Consider the following 11,968-nt stretch of genomic DNA (forward strand, 5'->3'; position numbering starts at 1 on the left):
GGTCAGAGGTGTTCGAGGAGGACGGAGACGTGGCTCTCCGCGGGGTTCTTGACGGCGGTCAGGAGGGTGACGGGGCCCTGAGCCGCGAGGGTGCGCAGGGACCGCAGGGCCTCGGCCGCGGCCGGGGCGGTCAGTTCGGCCGCGTAGCGGGTGCGGAACTCCTCGTACGGGCCCTCGCCGGCGTGGTACCAGCGGCGCAGCTCGTTCGACGGGGTGAGGGCCTTGGGCCACTCGTCGACCCGGGCGTCGGCCTTGCTGATGCCGCGCGGCCAGAGGCGGTCGACCAGGACCCGCGTGCCGTCCTCGGGGGCCGGCGGGTCGTAGACGCGGGCGACTCGGATGGTGGTCATGGGGACAGGGTGGTGGAGGCCTGCGCCGGGGGCCAGTGGGTGAGGAGCTGGTGCAGGGCGTCGATCATCCGGCTCCAGGAGGCGTCCAGCGGCCGCTCGGCGTGGAAGGCGGCGGCGGCCTCCAGGGCGGCGAAGCCGTGCAGGGTGCTGCGGAGCAGCCGGACGGCGTCGGTCCGGTCCGGCTCGGCCAGGTCGTACGAGCGCAGCAGCGCGTAGGTGTACTCGACCATCCGCAGGTGTCCGGGCGAGGCGGCCAGCGTCTCGGCCGGCAGCGGCAGCTGGGTGGCGGCGTACCGGCCGGGGCTGCCCACCGCGAAGTCCCGGTAGGCCCGGGCGAAGCCGGCCAGCGCGGCGCGTCCGGAGCGGCCGGCCAGGGCCTCGCCGAGGCCGTCGGCGAACTCGGCGGCGCACCGCACCGCCAGCCGGGACCGCAGGTCCTGGACGTTCTTGACGTGCGAGTAGAGGCTCGCGTCCTTCACCCCGAAGCCGCGGGCGAGCGCGGAGACGGTGACGGCGTCCAGGCCGCCGGAGTCCGCCAGCTCGGCGGCGGCGCTCACCAGGCGGTCGATGGTCAGGCCTACGCGGGGCATGGGCGGCGGGATCCTTTGCCTTAGTCGTTTAATCGTTTGCCTAGTGGGTCTAGGTAACCGTAGCGTTCCCGGTATGAGACCACTGACCGAGTCCGACATCCGAGGATCCTTCATTAACTGCTCCAAGGGCGAGGCGCAGCGCCTGCCGCTGCCCCGGGACCTGGCCGAGCGCCCCTGGGCCGACCTGGACTTCCTCGGCTGGCGGGACCTGTCCGCCCCCGACCGCAGCTACGTCGTCACCGAGCACGAGGGCCGGCTGGCGGGCGTGGCGCTGCGGTTCCCCGCGACCAAGCGCGGCTTCCTGCAGCGCAGCATGTGCTCGCTGTGCCTGACCACCCGGCCGGGCGGGGGCGTGTCCCTGATGACGGCCCGCAAGTCCGGCAAGGAGGGCCGCGAGGGGAACTCCGTGGGCATCTACATGTGCACCGACCTCGACTGCTCCCTGTATGTGCGCGGCCGCAAGCAGCCGGAGCCGGGCGGCCGCTTCGAGGAGTCGCTGACCGTCGAGGAGCAGGTGGAGCGGATGCGCGGAAACCTCGCCGGTTTCCTCGCGCAGCTTTAATGGCGCCGAGCACCCCCTCGGATGGCGTAGGCTTGGGTTTACCGACGCGGGGTGGAGCAGCTCGGTAGCTCGCTGGGCTCATAACCCAGAGGTCGCAGGTTCAAATCCTGTCCCCGCTACTCCGTACGAAGGCCCGGATCCTCAAGGATCCGGGCCTTCGTCGTGTCCGGGTGCGGGTGGCTCCCGCGGGTGCCGCCACCCGTCCGGGCGCCCCCGGCTCGCCGGTCCGGGCCGCCGCCCCCAGGCTGACGGGGCGGGGTGTGCGGTCCCGCACCCATGCGAGCGGACCGGGCAGGGAGTGACGCGGTGGGGCAGCGCAGGCACACCGCCGGCCGGGCGGGCGGGCGTCCGACCCGGGTCTTCCTGCGGATCCTGCCCGCCCTGCTGATCGGGCTGGGCCTGCTCTTCGACCTGCTGACCCCGCCCGACTTCACCGGGTCGCCGTTCTTCTCGGCGGCCCCGCTGATCGCCGCCCCGCTCTTCTCCTTCGGCGCCACCCTGCTGACCGGGGCGCTGGCCTCGTTCTCGGTGCTCGCCCTGCACCTGCACAACGGCACCGGCGCCAAGGTCGAGGCGGTCACCGAGCTGGTCACGGTCTTCACCGTCTCGGCGCTGGCGCTCCTGATCAACCGGGTGGTCCGGCGCAGCAGCGACCGGCTGGCCTCGGTCCGCGGAATCGCCGAGGTGGCGCAGCGGGCCGTGCTGCCCACCCCCGCCGCCCGGATCGGCGGCCTGGAGGTCGCCGCCCGGTACGAGGCCGCCGAGGCCGACGCCTTCATCGGCGGCGACCTGTACGCCGTCCAGGACACGCCGTACGGGGTCCGGCTGGCGGTGGGCGACGTACGGGGCAAGGGCCTGGGCGCGGTCGAGGCGGTCGCCGTGGTGCTGGGGGCCTTCCGGGAGGCGGCCGAGCAGGAACCCACCCTGGAGGGGGTGGCCGGCCGGCTGGACCGGGCGCTGGCCCGGGAGGGCGTCCGGCGGGACTCGCTGGACGCGGTCGAGGGGTTCACCACCTGCGTGCTGGCCGAGTTCCGGCACCGCGAAGGGCTGGTGCGGGTGGTCAACCGGGGCCACCCCGGGCCGCTGCTGCTGCACGCGGACGGCGGGCTGCAGGAGCTGGCCCCGGCCGAGCCCGCGCTGCCGCTGGGCATGGGGGAGTTGGGGAGCTGGCCGGACCGCGCGGACCAGTGGTGCTTCCCGCCGGGGGCCACCCTGCTGCTGCACACCGACGGGCTCACCGAGGCCCGGGACGCCCGGGGCGGCTTCTACGATCCGCCCGGCCGGCTGCGCGGCCGGGTCTTCGCCGGGCCCGAGGCGCTGCTGACCGCCCTCGTCGCCGACGTACGGCGGCACACGGGCGGCGGGACCACCGACGACATGGCGCTGCTGGCGGTGGGGCGGCCCCCGGCGGGGCAGTCCGCGCGGCGGCGGACGGTACCGGTGGGGCGGCGGCGCCGGGCGGCCGCCGGCGGTGGTGACGGCGGGTGACCGAAAGGCCGCGCTCCGCATCCTTCTTGACGGGACGTCAGCGAAAGAATGCGGCCGTCGGGGCGATCGCCGCCCGGTCGTCTCGTCCCTAGTTGTTGCCTGATGTCGCAAAAGTCCTGGCCAATGTCGGTCACGGAGTGGCGTGTTGGCCGGAAGGATCAAGCGATGCAGCTTGGAATCACTCCCTGTTGTCTATTACCGTTCGATAACGCAGCGCGGATGTCCCAGCCGTCGCAAGAGACGGCACCGCGCGCGTGCGCGCCGAATCCCGTGAGGGAACCGGGGAACCACCACATTGGGGTGAATCGGGCCGCTCGCCCGTAGGAGACCTTCCTGCTCCGAACCCGTCAGCTAACCCGGTAGGCGAGAAGGAAGGAAAGGAGCGCCCCCGTGGCGTCCAACCAGCCTGCCCCCGAAGCCGCCGAGCAGCTCCAGGGCCCCTCCGGTGCCCCGGCCGCCGCCGGAGCCTGGGGCGAGTGGAACCCCACCGAGGACTCCGTCCGCCCGGTGGCCGGACGCCACCGCGTGGCCAAGCAGCGCGGCGGGCTCGCCCGCAGCTCCACCGTCCTCGGCGTCGGCATCATCGCCGCGGTCGGCGCGGCCGGCATGGCCACCGCCCAGGACAAGCCCCCGGTCGCGATATCCATGCCGTCCCTGCTGCCCGACCTGGACGACGGGGCCGAGGCCCCGGCCGCCGGCCGGGTGGCCGTGGACGCCCCGCTCACCACCGCGGGCGCCACCCCCGAGCAGGCCGCCGCCGGCACCGACGCGGGCGAGGCGCTGCGCCACCGGATCCTCCAGCAGGCCGAGTCCCAGGCCGACGCGGCCGCCGCCGAGGCCAAGGACGCCGCCCGGCGGGAGGCCGAAGAGGCCGCCGCGGCCCGCGCGAAGGCCCAGCAGGAAGCGGCCCGCAAGGCCGCCGAGGCGGCGGCGAAGGCCGCGGCCGCGGCCAAGGCGGAAGCCGCCCGGCTGGCGCAGCTCGCCAAGAGCTACGTGCTGCCGACCTCCGCGTACACGCTCACCTCCCACTACGGCGACTCCGGTTCGATGTGGTCCTCGGGCCACCACACCGGTCTCGACTTCGCCGCCCCCACCGGCACCCCGGTCAAGGCCGTGCACGGCGGCACCGTCGTCTCCGCCGGCTGGTCGGGCCCCTACGGCTACCGGATCGTGCTGCGCCTGGCCGACGGCACCGAGCTCTGGTACTGCCACCTCTCCTCGATGTCCGTCACCTCCGGCACGGTCACCACCGGCGAGACCATCGGCCGGGTCGGCGCCACCGGCAACGTCACGGGCGCCCATCTGCATCTGGAAGTACGGGAAGGCGGATCGACCGTGGATCCGCTGTCCTGGCTCGCGGCACGCGGGCTGAACGCGTAGCGCGCGGCGCGGCCGGGGCGACGGCCCCTCGCGCCCGGGCCCGCCGCAGCACCGCGGCGAGGAGCGCCACCGGGTCCGGGCCGCCGCGCGAGCGCACGGCCAGCCCGCACAGCAGCGCGAAGACCGGCACCATCACCGTGCCGTAGACGAGGTAGAAGCCGTGCTCGCCGAACTCGGACGAGCTGTTCCACAGGGCGTGCACGGCCACCGCCAGCAGCAGCCCGGCGGTCGGCGCGAGGCTCCGGTACCGCCGGCCCGCCGCGCCGGCCGCCCAGCCGAGGCCGAGCCCGGTCCACACCGTGAACAGCGGGTGCGCGAAGGGCGACAGCACCACCCGGACGAAGAAGGTGGCCGCGGTCAGGGAGTCGCTGAGCGGGGCCCCGCTCGCCAGGTCGTCGACGTAGGCGTTGCCGAGGTAGAGGACGTTCTCGGTGAAGGCGAACCCGCACGCGGTGAAGCCCGCCACCACGATCCCGTCGGTGATCCCGGCGAACCGGGGCCCGCTGAAGAGGCAGACCAGCAGCAGCGCGGCGGCCTTGGCCAGCTCCTCGACCACCGGGGCGACCAGGATCGAGCCCAGCCGGTCGGCCTCGTGCGGGTCGGTGCCGGCCGCCGCCATCCAGCGGGAGGCGAAGCTGTTGGCCACTATGGCGATGAGCGCGGCGGCGCAGGCGCCCCAGGTGAACGCGAAGAGGTGGCCCGGCCAGGGCCCCGGCCGAGCCCGCCCCAGCCAGTGGAACACCGCGAGCAGCGGGGGTACCGGCAGCACGGCCAGGCCGAGGCCGACGAAGAAGCCCCGGGTGCCGGTCTGCTCCCGTACGAGGACGAGGATCAGCACTCCGGCGACCGCGAGCAGCCCGACGGAGGCACGAGACAGGACCCGGAACACGGGGGCACAGTAACGGCGGGCCCGGACCGGAGTCCGGGTTTTGCCCCTCGGGTACCCCTGACGAGCGGCCGGCCCGCCGGTGCGGGCCGGGCCGGGCGGGCGGTCAGCCGGCCGTGCGCCGGAAGAGCAGGTCGTGGACGACGTGCCCCTTGTCGAGCCCCTGGCCCTCGAAGCGGGTGAGCGGCCGGAAGTCCGGCCGCGGCGCGTACCCGCCGTCGGCCTGGGTGTTCTCGAAGTCCGGGTGCGCGCTGAGCACTTCGAGCATCTGCTCGGCGTACTCGGCCCAGTCGGTGGCGCAGTGCAGGACGGCGCCGGGCGCCAGCCGGGTGGCCGCCAGGGTCAGGAACTCGGGCTGGATCAGCCGGCGCTTGTGGTGGCGCTTCTTGGGCCAGGGGTCCGGGAAGTACACGCGCATCCCGGCGAGGGAGTGCGGGGCCAGCATCTCGCGGAGCAGGATGATCGCGTCGCCGTTGGCCACCCGGACGTTGGTGAGGCCGTTCCGCTCCGCGAGGGCGAGGAGGTTTCCCTGGCCGGGGGTGTGCACGTCCGCGGCGAGGATGCCGGTGCCGCGGTCCTCGGCGGCCATCTGGGCGGTCGCCTCGCCCATCCCGAAACCGATCTCGAGGACGACGGGCAGCCCGTCGAACATCTTCTCGAGGTCGAGTACGTCGCGCCCGTCGATGTCCAGGCCCCAGGTGCCCCACATCCGCCGGAGGGCGTCCTCCTGGCTGGTGGTCACCCGGCTCCGGCGCGGCTGGAAGCTCCGGATCCGCCGCTCGTGGTGCGAACCGGCCGGATCGGGCGCGGGCCCGTCGGGAAAGCGCGGCTGATGGCGCCAGACCGGAGGGGCCTTGGGCTGGGGGTTCTGCGACTCGGACACCGGGTGATTCTACGGGGCGGGGGTGGGGGGTGCCCTTTTTGTGAGGGGAGAGCGATCTGAGGGGGGCCTGGGGGCCGGGCAGGTGCGCGACAGGGTGGCCGCCCCCTACGGCCGCGCAGCGGCCAGCGCTCGGCGGGCGATCTCCCGGCCGATGGGGAGCGCGGCGGTCGCGGCCGGGGACGGGGCGTTCAGGACGTGGACCGCCCGCGCGGACTCGCGGATCAGGAAGTCGTCGGCGAGGGTGCCGTCCCGCAGGACGGCCTGCGCCCGCACCCCCGACCCGGCCGGCGTGAGGTCGGCCTCCGTCACGGCCGGCAGCAGCCGCCGCACGGCCGTGGTGAAGGCGCGCTTGGACAGGGAGCGGTGGACCTCGCCCGCGCCGTACCGCCAGTGCCGGCGGGCCACCCGCCACGTCCCGGGCCAGGCCAGCTCCGAGGCGAGGTCGGCCGGGCGGACCGTGCCCCAGGCGTACCCCTCCCGGGCCAGCGCCGGGACGGCGTTGGGGCCGACGTGGACTCCGCCGGAGACGCCCCGGGTGAGGTGGACGCCGAGGAAGGGGAAGGCCGGGTCGGGCACCGGATAGACCAGCCCCCGCACCAGCTCCGGCCGGGCCAGGTCGTAGTACTCGCCGCGGAAGGGGACGATCCGCACGCCCGGGTCGTCCCCGGCCAGCCGGGCCACCCGGTCACAGTGCAGCCCGGCGCAGTTGACCAGGGCCCTGGCCCGCACCACCAGGCCGGCGGAGGTGCCGACCGCGACGCCGTCGGCCCGCCGGGAGATGCGGACCGCCGCCGCGCCGTACCGGACCTCGGCCCCGGAGGCCTCGGCCAGCCGCTCGGTCACCGCGGTGTAGTCGACGACGCCGGTGGTGCCCACCTGGATCGCGGCGAGGCCGGCCACCTCCGGTTCGTATTCCGCGATCTGGGCGGGGCCCAGCTCCCGGACCGGGATGGCGTTCTCCCGGCCGCGCTGGACCAGGGCGTGCAGCCGCGGCAGCTCCGCGCGGCGGGTGGCGACGATCAGCTTGCCGGTGACCTCGTGGGGGATGTCGTGCTCCGCGCAGAACTTGACCATCTCGGCGGCGCCGCGGACCGCGAAGCGGGCCTTGAGCGAGCCGGGCCGGTAGTAGATGCCGCTGTGGATCACGCCGCTGTTGCGGCCGGTCTGGTGCCGGGCCGGGCCGGGCTCCTTCTCCAGCACCACGACGCGGGTCCCGGGCGCGAGCCGGGCCAGGGCATGGGCGGTGGACATCCCGACGATCCCGCCGCCGATCACCACCACGTCGCAGTGCACGCGCTCCATGCCACCTCCCACCCCGATACTGCACCCCGGCACTGACAACACGGGTCACACGGGAGCGGTCAGCAGCGGGCGCGCCCGCTCCCGCAGCTCGGCCACCCGCGGCTCGTGGCCGTACGGCTCCAGCCGGTGCAGGAGGTCGCGGACGTACTCGGTGGTGCGCGCGGAGGAGATGCGGCCGGCCACCTCGACGGCCCGGGTGCCCTGGGCGCAGGCCGCGTCCAGGTTCCCCGACTCGAGCTCCGCGACCGCGCTGACCACCAGCCGGAGGCCGTGCGAGCGGACGAACTCCTCGGTGGGCCGGGACAGCGCCTGCTCGGTGAAGCGGCGGACCTGCCGCGGGAGTTTCAGGTCGCGGTAGCACTCCGCCGCGTCCGCCGCGAAGCGGTCGTAGGAGTAGAAGCCGAGCCAGGTCGGGTCGGCGTCCCCCTCCCGGGAGCGCTCCAGCCAGCCCTCGGCGGCCCGCAGCGCGGCCCCGGCCGCCGCGGAGTCGCCGGCCTTGGCGTGCGCCCGGGCCTCCACCAGCCGGAAGAAGCTCATCGTGCGGGAGGTGGCCAGGCCGCGGTTGCGCTCGATGGCCGCCTGGGCCAGGTCCACGCCCTCGTCGGCGAAGTCGCGGTAGGTGGCCTGCAGGGACATGGAGGCCAGGACGTAGCCGCCGAGCGGGACGTCCGCCGCGGCCCGGGCCAGGCGCAGGGCCTGGATGTAGTAGCGCTGGGCGGCCTCCTGCTGGCCGGTGTCGAAGGCCATCCAGCCGGCCAGCCGGGTCAGTTCGGCGGTGGCGCCGAAGAGGGCCCGGCCCACCTCGTCCGAGTACGAGCCCAGCAGCAGCGGCGCCGCGTCCACCCGCAGGCACTCCGGGACCATCGAGGAGCGCCAGTCCCCGCCGCCGTACTTGGAGTCCCAGCGGCGGGCGTCCTCGGCGGCCTCGCGGAGCTTGGCCACGTCGCTGTGCCCGACCCGCCCCCCGCCACCGCCGGCGGGTGCCCCCGGCGGGCCGGTGTCCGGTGTCTCGCGGACCGGCCGGCCGGCGGCCGCACCGGGGCCGCCGGGCAGGCCCGCCCCGCCGGCCGGGGCCGCCGGGGCGGCCGGCGCCTCGCGGGCCACCGAGCTGTCGGCGGGAGTTATCAGCCAGCGCGAGGCCGGGGTGGCGTACGCGGACACGGCGAAGGAGCCCGCCAGCGACTGCCAGATCCCGCCACCGCCGCGCCGCCCCGCCAGGTCCAGCCGGTAGAGGTCGGTGGCGGACCGGACGGCCGCGCCCACGTCCCGCGGGAAGGCCAGCCCGACCTCCGGCGCGGGGTCGGCGTCCGCCAGCCCGATCTCGTGGAGCGGTACCGGGCGGCCGAGTTTCGCCCCGATCGCCGCCGCGATCAGATGGGGGGCCGCGCCCTGCGGGACCATGCCCTTGGAGACCCAGCGGGCCACCGAGGTCTTGTCGTAACGAAGCGTCAGGCCGCGCTGCGCGCCGAGGTCGTTGACCCGTCGCGCCAGTCCGGCGTTGCTGATACCCGCGAGGGCGAGGACGGTGCCGAGCTTCTCGTTCGGCTCGCGGAGCTCCCTGGACATGCGCCACCCCTCACGCAGACGGCCGCCGGGGCATAGGCACCCGGCATTCGTAAACCCAGCGTAGTTCGCCGCATCCCAAGCGTTAAGGGCTCTGATTCCCTATGGCGGGATTGTGGTCCGTACATACGCGCGCGGTGCCGGGCGGCCGGTCCTGGCGTGCTCCGCCCGTGTGGCCGTGCGCCCGTGCGTGCGCTCTCGCCGGGTCTCCTGGTTGGGGATTCCATGTGGGGTGCGTGGGTCGGCCCGCTGCGTGGAACCGGTGGGCCGGGGGACGCCGCCGCCTCAATCCCCGCGGGTGGCGGACCGGTCCGGGAGGCGGACCGCGCCTCCCGGACCGCACTCGTGGCGCCCCGTCCGTCCCGCCCGTACGCGTCCGGCACGGAAACGGTGCGGTGAAGAATGGCCGAAACCGACCTATGGCACGGTTGCCGCGGAACGCCAAATACCGCATGACCGGGGCGTGTTCGTTTGCATGTGCGCCCCCCTTAGCCCCTCCCGCGCGCCTCTCTCGTGGCAGCATGGACCCGAACTTGTCCACAGTCTGTGGAGGCGGTCGATGCGCTGGTTGGTGGGCTGGAGCAGTATCGCCGCTAGCTTCGGGACGGCCGGCCGGCTCGCCGACACCGTGCGCGGCGGACTCGCCGACTCCGATGACGCGCCCGAGGACGCCGCCCGCACCCTCCACCCCGTCGGCGCCCAGCTCCTGTGGGGCGACCCCGACCCGCTCTGGGCGGTCGGCGACTGGCGCCCCGACGAGATCCGCACCGTCCTCGCGGACCCCGCCGACCCCTTCACCCGGCTGGCCGTGCTGGGCTGCTGCGGGGCCTCCGACGAGGAGCTGCGCCGGGGCCTGTTCGCGGCCCGCGGCGGCGCTCTGCGGCACCTGACCGCCTGGCCCGGCAGCTACACCGCGGTGGTCCAGGCCGGCCGCCGGATCACCGTGACCGGGGACCTGGCCGGCGCCCGGCCGGTCTTCTACACCCCCTGGGCCAACGGCACGGCCTTCGCCACCGCCGCCCTCCCGCTGGCCGACCTCATCGAGGCCCAGCTCGACATCGGGCACCTGGCCGCGCTGCTGGCCTGCCCCGACAGCCCCGAGGCGCTGGGCGACGGCACCCCCTACGCCGGGGTCCGGCGGATCCCGCCCGGGCACGCGCTGATCCTGCGCGAGGGGTCCCGGGAGATCACCGGGTACGAACCGGTCGCCTCGCTGGCCGTCGCCGCCCCCCAGACCGACCCCGACCGGGCCGTGGAAGGCGTCAGGGAGGCCCTGGTGGACGCGGTCCGGGCCCGTCTCGCGGCGCCCCGGCACGCGCCGGACACCCTCGGGTACGACCCCGGGCCGGTCCCGGGCATGGGCCCCGCCGACCGGCGGGCGGCCCGCGGCGGCCCGGCCCCCGGCATCGGCGCCGACCTCTCCGGCGGCAGCGCCTCCGCCACCCTCGCCCTGCTCGCCGCCGGGCTGCCGGGGGTCCCGGGCACCGTCCTCGGGCACGGCACCGGGGCCGGCGAGCGGCTGCTCGCGGTCACCTTCAACGACCTCGCCACCCCCCAGGGCCGGGAGGCCGAGCTGGAGCGGGCCCGGGCCATCGCCACCAACCCCCGGCTGCACCACGTCGTCGTGGCCGCGGCCGAGGAGGCCCTGCCGTACGCCGACCTGGCCGGCCCGCTCACCGACGAGCCGGGGCCCTCGCTGGTGACCGCCGCCCGGCACCGGCGCCGGCTGGCGGCCGGCAGCGCGGACCACTTCGTCGGGCACGGCGCCCGGCAGGTGCTGGACGGGCACCCGGCCCGGCTCGCGGACCTGCTGATGGACCGGCAGCGGCGGCACCTGGTCAAGCCGGTGGCCGCGCTGGCCCGGAGCCAGAAGCAGTCCCTCGCGGTGCCGCTCACCGTGTACCTGGCCGCCCGGCGGCTCTCGCGGACCTCGTACATGACCGGGATCCGGGAGGCCGCGGACCGGCTGAAGCTGCACCGCTTCGACGATCCGGCCGGGGCGGTGGAGTCCTCGATCGCCGCGCTGACCTGGTCCCGGCCGGGGCCCGCGGCCCAGTGGCTGACGGGGGAGGCGCTGGCGGAGGTGTCGATCAGGCTGGAGGCGGCGGCCGGCCGGCCGCCGCTGTCGCTGCGGCCGGGGGAGGCCCGGGCCCGGGCGGTACTGGGCCGGCAGGCGGCCGACCACCGGGTCTTCGAGCAGGCGGTGGAGGTCCGCAGCCAGCGGCTGCACGCGCCCTTCCTCGACAACCAGGTCGTACGCGCCGCCCGGGCGCTCCCCGAGTCGCTAAGGGTGCAGCCGGGGGCGCGGGCGGCGGTGCTGCGGACGGTCCTCGCGGGGGCCGGCATCCGGGACCTGCCGGCGGGCTGGGGGGCGGTGGCCCCGGACGGCGGCGCGGCGGCGCTGGTCGGACTGCGGTCGGCGCTGGAGGTCCTGCTGGACCTCTTCGCGGCGCCGCTGCTGGCGGATGCGGGGCTGATCGAGGCGCGGGTGGTGCGGGAGGCGCTGGTGCTGGCCTCGGAAGGGGCGCCGGTCCCGCTGGACGGCCTGGCCGACCTGGTCTCCACGGAGCTGTGGCTGCGGCGGCTGCTCGCCCGGCGGGGCACGTGCTGGACCGGCACCACCACCCCCCGCCGCCGAGCCGTCCCCACCGGCGTCCCCACCCGCCCCGCCTTGTAACCCACCCCTCCGACCCCCACCCGACCGGGCGCCCCGGCCCATCCCCCTCGCTGGGGGCCCGGCAATTCCAGCCTCGCCGGCGTTTGAGGCGCGGGGTCCGGGGCGGCGCCCCGAAGCCTGGGCTCCGCCCACCCTTTGCGTCCGCCCGGGCGGGGACCCGCCCATCCCGCTCGCCGGGATGCCCGGCGGCATCCAGCCCCGCCGGCGATTGAGGCGCGGCTCCCGGGCCCGTGCCCGGCCGCTGCGCGGAGCCAGACCCCACCCCGCCCCTTCCCGAAACCGGTGGG

The 11,968-nt window shown here is 75.8% G+C and carries 9 protein-coding genes, 1 tRNA gene, 1 pseudogene and 1 riboswitch; of the genes and pseudogenes, 5 read left to right on the forward strand and 6 right to left on the reverse strand.

The genetic code is table 11. The features are described from left to right. Nucleotides 1–2: 2 nt before the first annotated feature. Nucleotides 3–350 (reverse strand): DUF488 family protein, encoded by a 348-nt coding sequence (locus AB0O40_RS31240; protein WP_365048670.1) that lies wholly within the window; start codon nt 348–350, stop codon nt 3–5. Then, the gene (locus AB0O40_RS31245; RefSeq protein ID WP_365048672.1) at nt 347–940 is read right to left on the reverse strand and encodes a WHG domain-containing protein; all 594 of its coding nucleotides are present in this window, start codon (nt 938–940) and stop codon (nt 347–349) included. The genes AB0O40_RS31240 and AB0O40_RS31245 overlap by 4 nt, the downstream gene beginning before the upstream one ends. 73 nt (nt 941–1,013) lie before the next feature. Here AB0O40_RS31245 and AB0O40_RS31250 point away from each other — a divergent pair, with 73 nt between their 5' ends. The 4 genes from AB0O40_RS31250 to AB0O40_RS31265 all read left to right on the forward strand — a co-directional run bounded on the left by AB0O40_RS31250 (nt 1,014) and on the right by AB0O40_RS31265 (nt 4,370). Beyond that, a complete protein-coding gene (locus tag AB0O40_RS31250) occupies nt 1,014–1,502 on the forward strand; it encodes an FBP domain-containing protein (protein WP_365048674.1) in 489 nt (162 codons plus the stop codon). Nucleotides 1,503–1,547: 45 nt separating this feature from the next. Next, nucleotides 1,548–1,621: transfer RNA gene (locus AB0O40_RS31255), tRNA-Met, on the forward strand. A gap of 187 nt (nt 1,622–1,808) precedes the next feature. Further along, nucleotides 1,809–2,990: a PP2C family protein-serine/threonine phosphatase gene (locus AB0O40_RS31260; protein ID WP_365048676.1), complete on the forward strand. Its 1,182-nt coding sequence runs from the start codon at nt 1,809–1,811 to the stop codon at nt 2,988–2,990. Nucleotides 2,991–3,239: 249 nt separating this feature from the next. Then, nucleotides 3,240–3,371, forward strand: a riboswitch (cyclic di-AMP (ydaO/yuaA leader). Between the two features lie 9 nt (nt 3,372–3,380). Then, on the forward strand, nt 3,381–4,370 hold the full coding sequence (locus tag AB0O40_RS31265; RefSeq protein ID WP_365048677.1) for a M23 family metallopeptidase: 990 nt from the start codon (nt 3,381–3,383) through the stop codon (nt 4,368–4,370). Between the two features lie 85 nt (nt 4,371–4,455). Here the strand turns inward: AB0O40_RS31265 and AB0O40_RS31270 are convergent. From AB0O40_RS31270 to AB0O40_RS31285, 4 genes and pseudogenes are all read right to left on the reverse strand, one after another. After that, nucleotides 4,456–5,259, reverse strand: a pseudogene (locus AB0O40_RS31270) (PrsW family intramembrane metalloprotease); the annotation flags it as partial. Between the two features lie 103 nt (nt 5,260–5,362). Next, entirely contained in the window at nt 5,363–6,139 is a 777-nt protein-coding gene (trmB, locus tag AB0O40_RS31275) for a tRNA (guanosine(46)-N7)-methyltransferase TrmB (RefSeq protein ID WP_365048679.1), read from the reverse strand. Between the two features lie 105 nt (nt 6,140–6,244). Next, nucleotides 6,245–7,441, reverse strand: coding sequence for an L-2-hydroxyglutarate oxidase (gene lhgO / locus AB0O40_RS31280; protein ID WP_365048680.1), 1,197 nt, complete (start codon nt 7,439–7,441; stop codon nt 6,245–6,247). 45 nt (nt 7,442–7,486) lie between these two features. After that, nucleotides 7,487–9,007 (reverse strand): sporulation protein, encoded by a 1,521-nt coding sequence (locus AB0O40_RS31285; RefSeq protein ID WP_365048681.1) that lies wholly within the window; start codon nt 9,005–9,007, stop codon nt 7,487–7,489. Nucleotides 9,008–9,563: 556 nt separating this feature from the next. Here AB0O40_RS31285 and AB0O40_RS31290 point away from each other — a divergent pair. Then, nucleotides 9,564–11,681, forward strand: a complete 2,118-nt coding sequence (locus tag AB0O40_RS31290; protein ID WP_365048683.1) for an asparagine synthase-related protein — start codon at nt 9,564–9,566, stop codon at nt 11,679–11,681. Nucleotides 11,682–11,968: the final 287 nt, after the last annotated feature.

Source organism: Streptomyces sp. NPDC089919 (assembly GCF_040684615.1).
GTDB lineage: Bacteria > Actinomycetota > Actinomycetes > Streptomycetales > Streptomycetaceae > Streptomyces.